The 16,917-nt window shown below is 70.1% G+C and carries 15 protein-coding genes and 1 riboswitch; of the genes, 3 read left to right on the top strand and 12 right to left on the bottom strand.

The window, feature by feature from the left end:
* The first annotated feature begins 143 nt into the window (after nucleotides 1-143).
* Nucleotides 144-232, top strand: a riboswitch (TPP riboswitch).
* 49 nt (nucleotides 233-281) lie between these two features.
* Genes J3A66_RS13530 through pnuC form a run of 3 tightly spaced genes read left to right on the top strand, consistent with a single transcriptional unit; the run spans nucleotide 282 to nucleotide 4,395 of the window.
* A complete protein-coding gene (locus J3A66_RS13530; protein WP_245336821.1) occupies nucleotides 282-2,615 on the top strand; it encodes a TonB-dependent receptor in 2,334 nt (777 codons plus the stop codon).
* Between the two features lie 56 nt (nucleotides 2,616-2,671).
* Nucleotides 2,672-3,781 carry a phosphotransferase gene (locus J3A66_RS13535; RefSeq protein WP_209570511.1) on the top strand — a complete coding sequence of 370 codons (1,110 nt, stop codon included), beginning with the start codon at nucleotides 2,672-2,674 and terminating at the stop codon, nucleotides 3,779-3,781.
* Nucleotides 3,778-4,395 (top strand): nicotinamide riboside transporter PnuC, encoded by a 618-nt coding sequence (gene pnuC, locus J3A66_RS13540; protein WP_209569435.1) that lies wholly within the window; start codon nucleotides 3,778-3,780, stop codon nucleotides 4,393-4,395. The genes J3A66_RS13535 and pnuC overlap by 4 nt, the downstream gene beginning before the upstream one ends.
* On the opposite strand, the gene J3A66_RS13545 is transcribed toward pnuC, so the two are convergent.
* The 12 genes from J3A66_RS13545 to J3A66_RS13600 all read right to left on the bottom strand — a co-directional run bounded on the left by J3A66_RS13545 (nucleotide 4,326) and on the right by J3A66_RS13600 (nucleotide 16,862).
* Entirely contained in the window at nucleotides 4,326-5,504 is a 1,179-nt protein-coding gene (locus J3A66_RS13545) for a copper resistance protein B (RefSeq protein WP_245336822.1), read from the bottom strand. The genes pnuC and J3A66_RS13545 overlap by 70 nt on opposite strands.
* Nucleotides 5,501-7,294, bottom strand: coding sequence for a copper resistance system multicopper oxidase (locus J3A66_RS13550; RefSeq protein ID WP_209569437.1), 1,794 nt, complete (start codon nucleotides 7,292-7,294; stop codon nucleotides 5,501-5,503). Before J3A66_RS13550 ends, J3A66_RS13545 begins: the two co-directional genes overlap by 4 nt.
* An 80-nt stretch (nucleotides 7,295-7,374) precedes the next feature.
* A complete protein-coding gene (locus J3A66_RS13555) occupies nucleotides 7,375-7,908 on the bottom strand; it encodes an RNA polymerase sigma factor (RefSeq protein WP_245337074.1) in 534 nt (177 codons plus the stop codon).
* Nucleotides 7,909-7,976: 68 nt separating this feature from the next.
* A complete protein-coding gene (locus tag J3A66_RS13560; RefSeq protein WP_348634051.1) occupies nucleotides 7,977-8,417 on the bottom strand; it encodes a periplasmic heavy metal sensor in 441 nt (146 codons plus the stop codon).
* Nucleotides 8,414-8,692, bottom strand: coding sequence for a hypothetical protein (locus J3A66_RS13565; RefSeq protein WP_056673976.1), 279 nt, complete (start codon nucleotides 8,690-8,692; stop codon nucleotides 8,414-8,416). The genes J3A66_RS13560 and J3A66_RS13565 overlap by 4 nt, the downstream gene beginning before the upstream one ends.
* 99 nt (nucleotides 8,693-8,791) lie before the next feature.
* Complete coding sequence (locus J3A66_RS13570; protein ID WP_209569439.1) at nucleotides 8,792-9,703, bottom strand: HNH endonuclease; 912 nt, start codon at nucleotides 9,701-9,703, stop codon at nucleotides 8,792-8,794.
* Between the two features lie 63 nt (nucleotides 9,704-9,766).
* Entirely contained in the window at nucleotides 9,767-11,011 is a 1,245-nt protein-coding gene (locus J3A66_RS13575; RefSeq protein WP_056673981.1) for a putative DNA modification/repair radical SAM protein, read from the bottom strand.
* Between the two features lie 61 nt (nucleotides 11,012-11,072).
* Nucleotides 11,073-11,258 (bottom strand): hypothetical protein, encoded by a 186-nt coding sequence (locus J3A66_RS13580; RefSeq protein WP_031394247.1) that lies wholly within the window; start codon nucleotides 11,256-11,258, stop codon nucleotides 11,073-11,075.
* A gap of 47 nt (nucleotides 11,259-11,305) precedes the next feature.
* A complete protein-coding gene (locus tag J3A66_RS13585; protein WP_209569441.1) occupies nucleotides 11,306-14,701 on the bottom strand; it encodes an AAA family ATPase in 3,396 nt (1,131 codons plus the stop codon).
* Between the two features lie 135 nt (nucleotides 14,702-14,836).
* On the bottom strand, nucleotides 14,837-15,571 hold the full coding sequence (locus tag J3A66_RS13590) for a thioredoxin domain-containing protein (RefSeq protein ID WP_166746289.1): 735 nt from the start codon (nucleotides 15,569-15,571) through the stop codon (nucleotides 14,837-14,839).
* A gap of 19 nt (nucleotides 15,572-15,590) precedes the next feature.
* Nucleotides 15,591-16,253, bottom strand: a complete 663-nt coding sequence (locus J3A66_RS13595; RefSeq protein ID WP_209569443.1) for a thioredoxin domain-containing protein — start codon at nucleotides 16,251-16,253, stop codon at nucleotides 15,591-15,593.
* Nucleotides 16,254-16,862 (bottom strand): DciA family protein, encoded by a 609-nt coding sequence (locus J3A66_RS13600; RefSeq protein ID WP_192069611.1) that lies wholly within the window; start codon nucleotides 16,860-16,862, stop codon nucleotides 16,254-16,256.
* Nucleotides 16,863-16,917: the final 55 nt, after the last annotated feature.

Genomic DNA, 16,917 nt, shown 5'->3' on the forward strand with positions numbered 1-16,917 from the left:
GGTCCGGCTGTCACCCACTGCAAGCGTCTGGGTGGCGTGGATTGTCATATAATTCTGCCGCGTGTGTGCCGGGAAGACGCTGCGGACGGGCAAACGGGCAATAACGCTATCGCCGGAGGACCGAACCGCCTAGACGGCGCGCTCCCCGGGGGGCCGCTGACGCGCGGCTGAGAGGTGGGCTGCAGCCCATGACCCGCTGAACCTGATCCGGTTGATACCGGCGTAGGGAGGGCTGGCGGCACGTCCGTCGTCCCTCCGTGTGGAGTGGACGCAAGACCGTGATGACCCTTCGATTTGACCTGATGGCCGGCCGGCCGCCCCGTATTGCATGCGCCGCGCTGGCAGCGGCACTTGCTGCTGTGGTGGCCTTCGCCCCCGCCGGCGCGCAGACGCGGGCGGATGCGCGGGACGGCGCCGACCCGGTCGATATCCGCGTCGTCGGTCTTCTCGATCCCGAGGGGCTGCTCCCCGACCAGACGGTGCCCAAATCCGAAAGCGCGATCGCCGCTGCGTTCATCACCAAGCAGGCGCCGACGCTCAACGCGTTCCAGCTGGTCAACCTCCTGCCCGGCGCGACCGTCGCGTCGAGTGATCCCTACGGTCTGTCGACCAGTTCGAGCCTGACGTTGCGCGGGCTGGGGCAGGACGAGATCGGTGTGACCATGGAAGGCGCGCCGCAGAACGACATTGGCTATTATTACGCCTATCCCTCGCAGTTCGCCGATACCGAGAATCTGCAGCGGATCGCGCTGGCGCAGGGCGCGGTCGATATCGCGTCGCCGACGCTGGGCGGTGCGGGCGGGTCGCTGTCGCTCTGGCTCGACGATCCGAGTGCGGCGCCGCGCGGGCTCGTCGACCTGTCGATCGGATCCTATGCGGCGCGGCGCGGCTTCGTCCGGCTCGATACCGGACGGATCGGCCAGACGGGGCTGCGGGCCTTCGTCTCCTATTCGAACACGCGCGCGAACAACTGGCGCGGTGCCGGCCATGACACGCGCCAGCATGTCGATGCCAAGCTGCTCGGCGAATGGGGCAACGGCAACCGCGCGAGCCTGGCGCTGTCGTTCAACGACGCGAACTCGTCGACCTATCGCAGCCCGACGCTCGCCGAATGGCGCGCGCAGGGGCGCGATTTCAACTTCGATGCGCGGTACAGCGCGGGCAACACCAATTACTGGCGGCTCTATCGCGCGCCGTTCCGCAACCTCTATGCATCGGCGCCGGTGCATCTGGCGCTGGGCACGGGGGTGACGCTCGACAGCACCAGCTATCTGCAGTTCGGTTACGGCAATTCGCCCTATGGGACGCAGCTCGGCACGACCGGCAATTTCCTCGGCATCGAGCCGCTCGCCGATCCGATCGCGCTGCCGGGTGCGGTCGACGGGGTCGCGACGGTGCTGGGCAATTATACCGGCGACCAGCGCCGTGCTGGGACGGTCAACACGCTGACGATCGAGCGCGGCATCCACCGGCTGACCGCGGGGCTGTGGTTCGATCACGGCACCGACCGCGTCGTCCAGTCCTACACCGCGGTCGGTGCCGACGGCGCACCGGCCGATCGCTGGGGCTATCGCGCAAAGGCGATCCGGACCGCCGACGGCCGGCTGCTCGCCTATGAGAACCAGCGGACCGTGACGGTGACCAAGGCGGCGTTCCTGGCCGACCATGTCACGCTGACCCCGCGTCTTGCGGTCGATATCGGGTTCAAGGGCGTCAACGTGCTGCGCAGCGGGCGCAACTACCTGCCCGGGCCGCAGGACCGCGTCCGCCTCGACAGCTTCGCCGCGCTGCCGCGGGCGGCGGTGCATTACGAGATCGACGACCGGCAGCAGCTGTTCGCCAACATCACGACGAACTTCCGCACGCCGAACGAGTTCACGCTCTACGACAGCTATGCGGGCGGTGCGCTGGTCAGCGCGGGGACGACCGCGCTGAAGAACGAATATGCGGTCTCGCAGGAGCTGGGCTATCGCTATATCGGTACAGCGCTGTCCGCATCGGTGACGGGGTTCCATTATGATTTCCGAAACCGCCAGCTGGCGACGGTCATCACCAGCGGCGGCGCGCTGGTCAATTCGACGCTGAATGCCGGGGGGCAGAGCTCCTACGGGATCGATGCCGAGATCGACTATCGCCCGACGCGCGGTGTCAGCGTCTATGTCTCGGGCGAATATCTGCGCGCACGGATCAGCGACGACCTGCCGGTCGGCGACGACTTTCTGCCGACCCGCGGCCGGCATGCGGTCTCGAGCCCGACCGTCCAGGTCGGTGGCGGCGGGACCTATGACGACGGACGGCTGTTCGGCAGTGTCGCGGTGAAATATGTCGGCCGGCAATATGCGACCTTCGTCAACGACGAGAGCATCAAGGGCTATGCGACGCTCGACCTGTCGGTCGGCGTGCATCTGGCGTCGATGCTCGACGGCACGCGGACCGACCTGCGGCTGAACGCGATCAACGTGACCGATCCGCGCGTGCTGGCGGGGGTGCAGTCGGTCTCGACCAATGCGCGCGACGTGATCGGGCGCGGGGGGACGCTGATCGCGGGATCTGCACCGACCTATTATGTCGGGAGTGGTGCGGCCGTCATGGCGACCATCTCGCGCGGCCTGTGACCGGAGCGCGCGCGATGATCGGTGCGGGCTCGCCGGCGGCGCATCTGGTCCACGGGATGGGCACCGACATGGCCGCCCCGAGCTGGCCGGCGATCACCGCCGAGGAAGCCGCGACGGTGGTCGCGCAGTTCCCGGCCGCCGGTCGACTCGCGCGCGTGCACTGGCATTCGCCGCGGCCCTTCTCTGCGGCGGCGCTGATCGAGACCGGGCAGGGGATGTTCCTGCTCAAGCGCCATCATCGCCGGATGCGGACGCCCGATCAGCTCGGCGCGGAACACCGGTTCATCGCGCATCTGCGGACGCGCATCACGGTGCCCGAGGTCATGACGCTCGCCCCCAGCGACAACGGCGCGCTGGCCCGCGGCGACTGGACCTATGAATTGCATCGCAAGGCCGCCGGCGTCGACCTGTATCGCGACCGGCCCTCCTGGACGCCGTTCCTGTCGCTGGCGCAGGCGCGGGCGGCGGGCGTTGCGCTGGCCCGCCTGCACCGCGCGTCGCAGGGGTTCGATGCGCCGGCGCGACCGCCACAACCGCTGGTCGCCAGCTTCACCATCCTGCCCGATCCCGACCCGATCGCGGCGACGGAACGCTATGTCGCGGCGCGGCCGGCGCTCGCCGCGTTCCTCGCCCCGCGGTCGTGGCGGCGTGAGCTCGCGTCGCTGTTCACGTCGCTCGGCGACGGGTTGCAGCCGCGGCTCGCCGCGCAGCCGCCCTTGTGGACGCATAATGACTGGCATCCCTCCAACCTGCTCTGGGAGGCGGAGGAGGTGCGGACCGTCATCGATTTCGGGCTGGCGGACCGGACCTGCGCGCTGCACGACGTGGCGATCGCGATCGAACGCAGCGGCGTGGCGTGGCTGGCGCTCGGGCAGGGCGCGGACGCCGCGATCGGCCAGCCCGAGGCGGCGTGTGTGCTGCTGGCTGGCTATGCGGCGACGACCGCGTTTGGTGCGGAGGACCGCGCGACGCTCGTCCGGCTGCTGCCCCTGGTACACCTCGAATTTGCCCTGTCGGAGGTCGCGTATTTCGCAGGGATGCTCGGCGACATGAGCGCGGCGGCGCTGGCCTGGGATGGCTATCTGATCGGCCATGCGGCGTGGTTCCTGTCCGAACCGGGGCAGGCGTTCCTGCGCCGGATCGCCGATGCGGAGCACGGCGCGTGACGATGCTCGAGATCGCCGCGGTCGCGGTCAGTTTCCTCGGCATCTGGCTGACCGCGGTGCGGCGGCTGTGGTGCTGGCCGGTCAATTTGCTGGCCTGTGCGCTGTACTTCAAGCTGTTCCTCGACGTGCGGCTCTATGCGGACATGATGCTGCAGGCGGTGTTCGCGGGTGCGCTGGTCTATGGCTGGCGCAACTGGACGCGCGGGCGGCAGGATGCGGGCGACGTCGCCGTCGTGCCGCTACGGCCGATCCCCGCGCTGGCGGGGCTCGGCGCCGGTGCGGGTGCCGCGATGGCGATCGGATTCGTCATGAGCCGCTATACCGACGCGGCGCTGCCCTGGATCGATGCGACGCTGAGCAGCTTCAGCCTGGTCGCGCAATATTGGACCGCGCGGCGGCACAGTGCGAGCTGGCTGCTGTGGATCGTCGTCGACATCGTCTATGTCGGGATGTTCGTCGTGAAGGGCCTGATGCTGACCGCGGGGCTCTATGCGGCGATGATCCTGCTCGCGCTGCTGGGCTATCGGCAGTGGCAGGCGGCGCGTCAGAACCAGGCGCGCACACCGAGCGCGAGCGAGACCCCGCCGGTCCTATCGCCGTCGCTGCGCGCATAACGCGCGGTGGCGCCGTAGCGCCGTTCCCAGGACAGCCCGACATAGGGCGCGAATTCGCGGCGGATCTCGTAACGCAACCGGACGCCCAGTTCGGCGGTGGATAGCCCCGCGCCGATCCGACTGCCGGGCATGTCCTGCGCGGCGAGGTTCAGCTCGACACGCGGCTGGAGGATCGCGCGCTGGGTGATGCGCTGGTCGTACCAGGCCTCCGCACGCGCCAGCACGTCGCCCTTGTCGGAAAGGAACAGCGTGCCCTCGACGTCGAACCAATAGGGCGCCAGACCCTCGACCCCGAGCGCGGCATAGGTCCGCTTGTCGCCTGCGCCGAGATCCTGGCGGACGCCGGCCTGCAGGTTCCAATAGGGGTCGAGCGCGCGCGAATAGAGCGCCTGCATTTCGGCGGCCTCGACCCGGTCGCCGAAACCGCCTTCGCCTTCGGTCTTGACGACAAGGCGGTGGATGTCGCCGCCAAACCAGCCTGCGCCGTCCCAGCGATAGCCGTCGCGACCGTTGCGCACTTGCAGCTCGGCGAGGTTGAAGAGGATCTGGCTGAAGCGCATGCCGCCATGCTCGTCGCGCATCATCCGATTGGCTTTCGTCATCGTCGCGGAATCGTAGAAGCGCGCCGCCGCCAGCGTGGTCGGCGGCGCGGGGGGCGGTGCGGTGCCGGCGGGCTGGTCCGTGCCCGTCGGCGCGGCGGACTCGTCTGACGCGGCCGGGGTGCAATGGCCCATCGCGGCGTGTTCGGGCGGGCACGGGTCGGCGGCGGTCGGATTGGCTGGGGGTGGCGGGGCCGCGCCAGTGGCGGCGGGTTGGCAGTGGCCCATTGCGGCATGCTCGACCGAACAGGCGGCGGTCGGGGACATGTCCATCGCCGGCATTGCCGATGCGGCGGGCTTCGCAGCGCGCGCCCGCGCCGGCGTCGCCTTGCGTGCCGCGGGTTTTGCCGGGGCGGTCTGTTTGGGTGCCGGCCTTTTTGGTGCGGGCTTTTTGGGCGCGGGTTTGGCGGGCATCGCCATGCCGGGCATCTTCATTCCGTGCATCTCGTGCATCTGCGCCGCGGCGGGCGTGGCCGTGACGGTCGCGAGGAAGAGAGCGAGCGTTTTCATGATGCTACTCCCGCTTCGCTGTCGGGGCGGACGGTGACGACCTGCATCATGCCCGCGTGCATGTGGTAGAGCATGTGGCAATGGAACGCCCAGTCGCCGACCGCATCGGCGGTGAGGTCGAAGGTCGCGGTGCCACCGGGGGCGACGTTGATCGTGTGCTTGCGCGGCGCATGATCGCCGTGGCCGGTCACCAGCTCGAAGAAATGGCCGTGCAGATGGATCGGGTGCGCCATCATCGTGTCGTTCACCAAAGTCACGCGGACGCGTTCGCCCTGGCGGAACGGGATCGGCCCCTTTACCTCGTTCAGCTTTACGCCGTCGAACGCCCACATATAGCGTTCCATGTTGCCGGTCAGGTGGATCTGCAGCTGCCGCGACGGCGCGCGCAGGTCGGGATTGCGCTCGAGCGCGACGAGATCGCGGTATACCAGCACCGTGTGGCCGGTGTCGCTAAGGCCCTGCGGCGGCTCGCCGGTGCGATCCATCGGCATCGGCGCGACGGTCTGTACGGTCGGCGTCCTCGGCAGGCCCGGCGCGTTGGCAAAGTCGCGCATGCTGTGGCTCATGGCCGGCATCGGCTCTTCGCCGGCGGGAGTCGGCGCGGGCTTGTCCATGCCCGGCATCGCGCCGTGGTTCATCCCCGCCATGCCGCCCATCGCGCCATGATCCATCGCGGCCATGTCGCCCATGCCCATGTCCTTCATGGTCGCGAGCGGGCGTCTGCGCAGCGCAGGAACCGCAGCGACCATCCCGATGCGCGGCGTCAGCGTGGCACGCGCCATGCCCGACCGGTCCCAGGCTTCGGCGACCAGCGTGTGGGCGACGGGCGCGGCGGGTTCGACGATCACGTCATAGGTCTCGGCGACCGCGATCTGGAACTCGTCGACCGCGACCGGACGCACGTTCTGGCCATCGGCCTGCACGACGGTCATCTTCAGCCCGGGAATACGGACGTTGAAATTGGTCATCGCCGAGGCGTTGATGATGCGCAGGCGGACGCGCTCGCCGGGCGTGAACAGCGCGGTCCAGTTGTCCGCGGGGCCATGCCCGTTGACGAGATAGGTGTAGGTCGCGCCCGTCACGTCGGAGACGTCGGTCGGGTCCATCCGCATCCCGCCCCACATCCGCCGTTCGCCCGCCGGCTGATCCCGGCCCGCGAGCAGGCCGCCGAGCGTCTGCTTCTGATAGTTGAAATAGCCGCCCTGGAGCTTCAGCCGGCGGAAGATGGCGTGCGGGTGAAGCGGGCTGTGATCCGACAGGACGATCACATGTTCGCGGTCGGACACGATCGGATCGGCGCCGGCGGGGTCGATCACGATCGGGCCGTAATGCCCCATCTGCTCCTGCAGGCCCGAATGGCTGTGATACCAATAGGTCCCCGCCTGCACGACGGGGAAGTCGTAGGTGAAGGTCGATCGCGCCGGGATGCCGGGAAAGCTGATCCCGGGCACGCCGTCCATCTGGAACGGTACGAGCAGCCCGTGCCAGTGGATCGACGTCTCCTCGTCGAGGCTGTTGGTCACGGATAGCCGGACTTGCTGTCCCTGTTTCAGCCGGATCAGCGGCGCGGGGCTGGTGCCGTTGATGCCGATCGCGTGGCTGCGCGTGCCGTCGATCGTGCGCGTCAGATGCGCCACGGTCAGCGCGATATCGGTGCCGGACAGCACCGGCAGCGGGGTCGCGATCCCCGCGGACACGGGCTGGGCCCAGGCGGGGAACCCGGGCAGCGCGAGCGCGCCGCCGCCAAGCGTGGCGTCGCGGAGGAATTGGCGGCGGGTCGGTCGGGTCATGCGGATCCTCGGGCCGGGAGCGGCCACGTCTGTCAGGTCATACGCCGCCGATCGGCTCGCCCCTCATGACGTTAGACAAATCAGGTGGCGGCGGCGAGTGCTGCGCGGGCGCGACGGATCCGGGTCTCGACCGCCTTTGCGCTGATCCCCAGCGCCTGCGCGGCCTCTGCCTGGCTGAGCTCGTGGATCGTGCACAGCAGCAGCGGCTCGCGCAGCGGGGCGGGGAGCCGCGCGATATCGGCCATCGTGCGGGCGAGGTCGTCGCGACCGATCGCGTTCGTCTCCGTATCCGCCGCCCCGTCCGCGACCCGCTCGCCCGCCTCGATCGGCAACACGCGGGCGAGCATATGGCGGACCCGGCGGCGACGGTGCCAGTCGCGGCATTTGTTGATCGCGATCCGCGCGAGCCACGCGCGCAGCGACCGGTCGCGGTCATAGCGGGACAGCGCGGCGTGCGCCGCAACGAAGCTGTCCTGCAACAAATCGAGCGCCTCGTCGGGATCGCCGATCTGCGCGAGGATCAGGCGGTAGAGCGGCTGTTTGTGCCGCCGCATCAGCGCCGCAAACGCCGCCTGCCGGTCCGCCGCCGGTCCGGCGAGATGCGCGGTGACCAGCGCGGCGTCGTCATAGGCATCGAGATCGATGCTCGTGCGGCGCGCGGTCCTGTCGGGGCGGGGCGGGATCAATGCGCGGGGGTCAGCGCCTGCACGACGACCCGGTCGAACGCCGCGGTCTGGTCGGCGCGCATCACGCCGCGCATCGCAAAGACGTGTGCGAGCGTCGCCTTTTGCAGCGCGCCCATCGTCCGGTGCGACCGGTCGACCGCGGCGGCGACCGCGGGGCCATTGGCATGTTCGCGCTCGATCGCGGCGGCGAGACGGACATTGTCGGCGCGCAGCTCCGCTTCCAGGGCCGCGCGGCGGACCGCGAACTCGGCCTCGAGCCGGTCGAGCGCCGCCTCCTGCGGGGCGTCGAGCACGAGGTCGCGGTGGAGCAGCGTGTGAAGTTCGGTGCCGTGCGCTGCGCCCGGCGCCCGGATCCAGCCGCCGATAAACACACCGGCGATCGCCGCGAGGAAGGCAAGGACGATCGTCGGTGCCGCACGCCGGACCACGGACGTCACTGCCCGAGCAGCAAGGTCGAGGGGGCAAGCGCGCCGTCGATTCCGATCGGGATCGACGCCTGCGCCGGCGCACCATGGCCGATCGGTGCCGCCCCGCCGATCAGTCCCAGCACCAGCGCGGTACCGACCGACCACCGCCCGACCAGGAGGCTGGTGTGCCGACTGCGCGCATTCTCGGCGATGCTCTCGAACACCGACGCCTCGACACCATCGAGCGCACGCGGCACCGGCATCGCCGCCAGCCGGGTCAGTCCTTCATCGACAGGATCCTGCATCGTCCGCTCCCTCTGCATCCAGACATACGCATCGCCGCGCGCGATCCCGCATGATTTTTGGCGGCTGGTGAGAATGGGCTTGCCGCCACGATGCCGACGCTACTGCTTGAAGCAGTGCGCGCGGTGCCATTGCAGGACATGGGGGTGCGGCCGATCGCCGGCGCGGGCCGGCGCGGTGGCATAGCCGCTCGCGTTGACGACCCCGCGGATCGTGTCGGGATCATTGGCCTGGCGCGATACGAGGATGGCGAGATCATCGGCGAGCGACAACAGCCCGCGGTCGAACATCCAGTGCGCGGTGCCCGACAGCGCGAGCCCGTTGCTGACGATATCGGGGCCGTTAGCCTCGACCGGGCGGATATGCGCCGCCTCGACCTCGGCGCGGCCGCCGCCGTTGATCAGCTTCAGCCCGGTGATCGCGCAGCGTTCGTCATAGGCGCGCAGGACGGTGCGGCGGAAAATCCGGTCGCGGACGATCCGGGAGGTGAGGCTGGCGATGCGCGGACGATCGCCCTCGATCAGGAACGGGCTGCGCTCCTCATGCCAATGGCCAACGTCCACCGTGTCGGCCACGGCATCGCCGGTGCGCGGCAGCAGCGGGGCATCGTCGTCGAGGCCGAGCGTGACGATGCGGTTGAAGTCGGCAGCGGAGATCGGGCGCACCGCCGACTGGGCACGGCCGGATATCCGCCCCTGATCGTTGAGAACGCCGCGTTCGACTGGACCGTCAACGCCGGCAAAGGGCACGGAGGTGGCAAAATCGAGATAGGAGCCGGGCTCGATCAGCGCGAGATACATCGCCGGTGCCGACGGATCGGGGATGATCCGCTCGACCTTGGCGACCGCGAAATAGCCGCGCGTGGCGGCGACCTTGCGGGGTTCGTAATAGAGGATCCAGTCGCCGATACTGGGCTGCGCACGGCTCAGATACTGGGCGGGAAACTGGTATCGTTCGGCCGGGCTGTCGTCGTAGATCGAGTCCGAACGGTGAATGAAAACGCCAAAGGCCATTGCTGACCTTAGCGCATCGCCCCCGATCCACCAGCCGCGACAGCGCACGCCCCGACCAGAGGATCAGGCGAACATTTCCATCTGGCGCGGCTTCGGCGCCACGATCGGGCGGAGTTCGGCGCGGTCGGACAGTGCGACCGGGCGCCAGTCCTCGGCGATGATGAACGGGCGGATCTTGGCGACCGACACGGTCAGCCGCGCGATATCGGCGAGGTGGAGGCGGCGCCAGCGGCGGCTGGTCAGGATGCCGTTGACCGCCTTCACGCCGAGCCCGGGGACGCGGAGCAGCATCTCGCGCGGCGCACGGTTGACGTCGACCGGGAAGCTGCCGCGGAACTTCAGCGCCCAGGCGAGTTTCGGATCGATGTCGAGCGGGAGCATGCCGGTCGCGTCATCCGCCGCGGCGACGACCTCGTGCGGCTGGAATTCGTAGAAGCGCATCAGCCAGTCGGACTGATAGAGCCGGTGCTCGCGCATCAGCGGCGGGCGTTGCAGCGGCAGCACCGCACTGGCGTCGGGGATCGGGCTGAACGCCGAATAATAGACGCGGCGAAGACCGAACCGGTCGTACAGCGTCGAGGCCTTGCGGACGATGTCGCCATCGGTCGCGGCATCGGCGCCGACGATCATCTGTGTCGACTGGCCCGCGGGGGCGAAACGCGGCGCGGACTTGTACTTGGCCTTGGCGTCCTTGCCGTCGACGATCGAGGCCTTGACCTCGCGCATTGCGGTCTCGATCCGGACGCCGTCCTTTTCGGGGGCGAGCCGCTTGAGCCCGCCTGCGGTCGGCAGCTCGACGTTGATCGACAGGCGATCGGCGTAGAGCCCGGCCTGGTGGACGAGTTCGGGATCCGCGTCGGGGATCGTCTTGAGGTGGATATAGCCGCGGAAATGATGATCCTCGCGCAAGCTGCGCGCGACCTCGACCATCTGCTCCATCGTGTAGTTGGACGAGGCGATGATCCCCGAGGAGAGGAACAGCCCCTCGATATAGTTGCGCTTGTAGAAGGCGATCGTCAGGTCGACGACCTCCTTCGCCGTGAAGCGCGCGCGGCGGACGTTCGAGCTCTTGCGGTTGATGCAGTAGTGGCAGTCGAAGATGCAGCTGTTGGTCAGCAGGATCTTGAGCAGCGAGATGCAGCGGCCATCGGGCGCATAGGCATGGCAGATGCCCATGCCCTCGGTCGAGCCGAGCCCCTTGCCGTCCTTCGAATTGCGCTTGGCAGTGCCCGACGACGCGCAGGATGCGTCATACTTCGCGGCATCGGCCAGGATCTCGAGTTTCTCACGGGTGTCGAGCTGGGCCATGCGTTCATCTTACGTTCCGCGCATGGGCCTGTCGATTGATGCGGATCAACTGTCCGGGGGATTATCCAAACAGGCCAGCGACGTAGCGGATGATGTCGACGAAGCTGCCAAGGCTGATCGGGAGGAGCATCAGCGCGAGCGCATAGACGAGGAGCATGCGGCTGAGCGCCTTCTCATGGCGGAAGGCGGGCTTGCGCGGCGGGAGATCGTCCTTGCGCGGCCAGATCGTCGAGTCGTCGAGGAACATCCGACCATTATAGCGCGATTGCTCGCGTTTCGCAGCGGGTGACGCCTTTATGCCGCGACGAGGATGGTGGCGGCCTGAAGATCGACCGAGACGAGGCGGCTGACCCCGGGTTCGATCATCGTCACGCCGAACAGCCGGTGCATGCGGCTCATCGTGACCGCATTGTGCGTGACGACGAGGTAGCGCGTGGCGGTGTCGCGCGCCATCCGGTCGAGCAGGTCACAGAACCGGTCGATATTGGCGTCGTCGAGCGGCGCGTCGACCTCGTCGAGCACGCAGATCGGCGCGGGATTGGTCAGGAACAGCGCGAAGATGAGTGCGACCGCGGTCAGCGCCTGCTCGCCGCCCGACAACAGCGTCAGCGACTGGAGCCGCTTGCCGGGGGGCTGGGCGAGGATCTCGAGCCCCGCCTCGAGCGGATCGTCCGAATCGACGAGTTCGAGATGCGCGCTGCCGCCGTTGAACAGCGTCGCGAACAGCCGCTGGAAATGGCCGTTCACCGTCTCGAACGCTGTGAGCAACCGCTGCCGGCCCTCGCGGTTGAGCGTGCCGATCGAGCCGCGCAGCCGGTGGACCGCCTGACCCAGCTCGTCGCGGTCGGCCGCATTGCCGACCGCCTCGCTCTCAAGTGCGGCGAGTTCTTGGTCGGCAACGAGGTTGACCGCGCCGATCCGCTCGCGCTCGGCGGTCAGGCGGTCCTGCGCGCGAGCCTCGTCCGCGGGGGTGCGGACATCGGCGGCCGCGAAGTCGAGGCGTTCGGGCAGGACGGGGGCGGGGCAGGCGAAGCGCTCGCCCGACAGCCGCCCGAGCTCGCGGCGGTGCTGGTCCTGCGTATCGACGCGCACGAGCGCGCCGGCGCGGTGTTCGCGTGCCTCGGCGAGTGCTTCGGCCGCGCGGCGATGCGCGTCGTCGGCGGTGCGGAGCGCGGCTTCGGCGGCGCGTTCGGCGGTCTGGAGCGTGTCGGCGTCGGCGCGGGCGGTCGTGTGCTCGCTATCGAGCGTGGCGATCGCGGCATCGAGGGTGGCGGGACGGTCCGCGAGTGCCTCTGCATCGGCGGCGACGTCGCGGGCGCGGCGGTCCAAGGCGGTGATGCGGGTTGCCGCTTCGCCTGCGCGCGCACGCCAGCTACGGATATCGGCCTGTGCGGCGGCGAGACGTTCGCGTGTTTCGGCGCGCAGCCGGTCCTGCGCGGCGCGGTCGCTGCGCGCCTGTGCGACCGCGCCGCGGCGGACCTCGGCGTCGCGGTGGAGCGTCGCGACCGCGTCGGCGCTCGCGCGGCCGTCGGGCAATGCCGCGGCCGCGGCATCGGCGGCGGCGAGGTCCGCGGCGGCGTCGGCCTGTTCGGCATGGACGCGGTGGGCGCGCTGGTCGAGATCGGCACGCTGCCCGGCGCGGCGTTCAAGCGCGGCGGCGGCGCGATCCTCGTTGCGTTGCGAGTCACGGATGCGGGTCTCGGCGGCGGACAGGTGGGCGCGGGCGTCCTGGGCGGCTTGGCGGTGCGCGGCGATCCGTTGGTCGATCGCGGTGCGCGCCGCGTCATGCACGGCGAGCGTGGCGGCGGCGGCGGGGCGCGCGGCCTCCAGCGCGTGCAGGCGATTGCGACGTTCGAGCCGTTCGGCAGCCGCGGCGCCGCTGCCCTGTGCGACGAAGCCGTCCCAGCGGCGCAACACGCCGTCGCGGGTGACGAGGCGCTGGCCGACCGCGAGCGGCTGGCCGTCGTCACGGTCGGTGACGAAGACCTGCGCGAGCCGGCGCGCGAGGGACGCGGGCGCGTCGACGTCGGCGCCAAGCGCGGTGGTGCCGGGCGGGGGCGCGGGATCACCGGGCGCGGGCGCCGCGCCGGCCCAGGCGGCGGGGTCGGTATCCAGATCGTCGCCGAGCGCGGCGGCTAGCGCGCGCTCCAGCCCCGGCGTGGCGGTGACATGGTCGAGCAGCCGGTCGCGGCCACCGCGCTGGGTCGCGCGGGTGAGCGCGGCGGCCTCGCTGTCGAGCGCGGAGAGCTCGGCGCGGGCGGTGGCGCGCGCGGTCTCGGCGGCATCGCGCAGGCCACTCGCGGCGCGTTCGTCGCTATCGGCCTGCGCGAGCGCGTGGCGGGCGGCGGCGGCCTCCTCCAGCGCGGCGAGACGCGCCTCGGCGGCTGTGGCGCGATCGGCCTCGAGCGGGGCGGGGTCGCCGAGCGCGCGGTGGGCTGCTTCGACCTGCGCCGCGTCGCGTGCAGCGCGTTCGGCGCGGGCGCGCGCGGCGGCGAGCGCGGCGGCGGCGACGCGCGCCTCGGCGACGTCGCTCGCATGGCGGGTCATCGCCTGCGCCAGTGCGACCTCGACGTCGCGCGCGGCGCGTTCGGCCTCGGCCTGCGCTGCGTCGAGCGCGGGAAGCGCGGCGGTGGCGGTGGCGATCGCTGCCTCAAGCGCGGTGACCTCCGTCGTCAGCCGGGTCAGCGCGTCGGCAGCGTCGCTGGCGAGGCTACCCTCGCGCAGCCGGTCCTCGGCGATACGGCGGCGCGAGTCGGCGAGATCGGCGAGGCGGCGGTCGAGCGCGGTGCGTTCGGTCCGCAGGCCGGACAGCGTGTGGCCGGTTTCTGCGGCATGGTCGCGCGCGGCGAGCGCGGCGGCGCGGGCGGTGGCGACCGCGGCGGCGGCGTCGTCCTGCGCTTTCGCGGTAAGGGACTCGGCGGCGGCGGCAGCGGCCACCCGCGCCTCGGCCTGCGCGGCATCGGCGGTCGCGGCCTCGGCGGCGGCAGCGGCGTCGCGCCAGCGCGCGAAAATCGTCCGTGCCTCCGCGACGCGGATCTGGTTCGACAGCAGGCGATAGCGTTCGGCGGCGCGCGCCTGGCGTCTGAGCGCGGCGGCGCGCGCGTCCTGATCGGCGATGACGGCGTCGAGCCGGGCCAGATTGGCCTCGGTCGCGCGCAGCCTCGCCTCGGCATCCTTGCGGCGGACGTGGAGCCCGGCGATCCCGGCGGCATCCTCGAGCATTGCGCGGCGGTCGGCGGGCTTGGCGGCGATGACCGCGCCGATCCGGCCCTGGCTGACCAGCGCGGGGCTGTGCGCGCCGGTCGCGGCGTCGGCGAAGAGCAGCCCGACGTCCTTCGCGCGGACGTCGCGGCCGTCGATCCGGTAGGCGGACCCTGCGCCGCGTTCGATCCGGCGGACGATCTCGCGTTCGTCGGCGCCGTCGGGGCCGGCGATCTCGGCGAGGATCGAGACCTCGGCGAAATCACGCGCGGGGCGGGTCGCGGTCCCCGCGAAGATCACGTCGTCCATGCCCGCGCCGCGCAGCGACTTGGCGCTGACCTCGCCCATCGTCCAGCGCAGCGCCTCGAGCAGGTTCGACTTGCCGCAGCCATTGGGGCCGACCACGCCGGTCAGCCCGGGTTCGATCACCAGGTCGGCAGGTTCGACGAAGCTCTTGAACCCGGTGATGCGGAGGCGTTTGATCTGCATGGCGCGCGCTCTCCCTTCACGATTGGCGAGCGTAGCGCGCCTCTGGTCTCCCGCGAAGGCGGCAGCCCGGACTGGGTCCCCGCCTTCGCAGGGACACACTCCGGGCTGACCAATGCCCGCCGGACGGGATGCGGCTTACGCGCCGGCGGCCTTCAGCGCCTTTTCCATCTCGCTCCACGACAGCACGTTTTCCATCTTCTTGCCGTTGAGCAGGAAGGTCGGCGTGCCGGTGACGGTGCCCGACTGCATCGCGTTTTCGGTCGGCTTGGCCATGATCTCGAGCTGCTTCTGATCGGCGAGGCAGGCGCGCGCCTTGGCCTCGGGGATGCCGCGCTGCTTGACGAAGTCGATCGCGCCCATGTGCTCGGCGAGCTTGGTCGCGACCGCGGTCGGGGCGAGATTGGCGAGACTCTGCTGCATCGCCGGGGGCATCGTCTGGAGCTTGTCGAGGAACGCGTTCTGGTTCTGGTACATCTGCTCGAGGATCGGGAAGAACGGCGCGGTCCCGCCGCACTGGCCGAGCAGCGTCAGCGCTACGTCGGGCGCGCCGTGGACGAGGAAGTCGCGGAATTCGAAGCTGACCTTGCCGGTCGAGACGTAATTGTCGGTCAGCGGCTTGAACGCCTCGCGGCCGAACGCGCCGCAGGTCGGGCACGAGCGCGCGCCATATTCGACCAGCTTGATCGGGGCATTGGGGTTGCCCATCAGATAGCCCTCGTCGGTTTTGACGACGGTCTCAGTCCAGTTCTGGCCGGCGGGTGCGGCCGCCGCGGCGACGGGTGCTGCGGCCTGGGTGGTGTTCGACGAATCGCCCCCCGAACAGGCAGCGAGCGCGAGCGGCAGGACGGCGATGGCAGTGACGAACTTCATGCGGGATACTCCAACGAAATTAGCGGGCGCCGGCAGCGCGCAGCGCGGGTTCGAGCTGGGCCCAGCCGCCATGCGGCATGACCTTGCCGTTGATGAAGAAGGACGGCGTCGAATCGACCTCGGGCGGTGCCGCCGCGGTGATGGCGAGGATCCGGTCGATCTCCGCCGTGTCCGCGAAGCACGCGTCGATCGCGGCAGCGGACAGCCCGCGCGCCTTGACCAGATCGGTCAGCCCCGCGCCATCGGCATAGGCCTTGAGCTGCGCCGGCCGCGGGTAGAGGTTGATGCGCGCCGCGTTGACCTGCTGGAACTCGATCCCCTTTTCGAGCCAGGCGGGCTGCGCCGCGAAGATCGCCGCCGACGTCGGGAAGAAGCCGCGCGGTCCGGTGCAGCGCGCGAGCACCGCCGCGGCGAGATCGAGCCGGTCGCGGATCATGTGGCGGAATTCGAGGCTGGTCGATCCCGACGCGATCATCTTGCCCTTCAGCACCGCCTGCGACTGGGTCGAGAAATCGGCACAGTGCGAACAGGTGTAGCTGGCATATTCGACGAGCTTGACCCGGGCTGCGGGGCTGCCGAGCACATAGGTGCCGCTCGCCGTCAGGGTGACGGGCACGGGCTTCGGGGCGGGCGCGGCCGCGGTGAGCAGCGCGAGACCGAACAACGCAAAGAACAGACGCATTCAGCTGATCCTGGGAAGGCCGCTCGTCGAAGCGACGCCGGCGGCGAGGGATTCGAGAACCGCACGCAGTTCGGGATCGGCGATGCCCTTCAGGCTGAGACCGAGATCGGCGGGAACGGTGCGGAGCGGGGGTGGCGCCGCCTTGACGCGCGGCTTCGCAACCTCGCCCTGGCGGATGGTGATGCGCGCGACGGCGGCATAGCCGAAGAAGCGGTTCACGCGCTCGGTGATCTCGGGAATGACGTGCTGCATCATCGGCGCATGCGCGCCGCGCACGGTCAGCGTCAGGACGCCATCCTGTTTCTGTCCCATCGGGAAGCGGATCGATTCGGGCGTGCTGACGCCGGAAAAGCGCTCGCCGACGATCTCGGGCCAGCGGCTGACGACCGACGACTGGATGAAGCCGAAGCGCCGGAACGCCGCGCCGCCGATCGCGGGGAGCAACTCGGCGACAGCGCGCGACCGGTTGGCGCGCGGCGCATCGGCGTCGACTTTGGGCTTACGGGCAGCAGCTTTGCGGACGGCGGTCTTGCGCGCGGGCGGAACGTCCGTCGCGCTGGCCGCGGTCGCGGACTTTTGTTCGGTGGTGATACCGGGCGGGTTGCTCATCGCGCCACCCATGCCATAGGCGGCGCGTGAACGCCAAGCGCTCTTCGGTCCCCGT

It is taken from the genome of Sphingomonas sp. PvP018 (assembly GCF_017876865.1).
Lineage (GTDB): Bacteria > Pseudomonadota > Alphaproteobacteria > Sphingomonadales > Sphingomonadaceae > Sphingomonas > Sphingomonas aerolata.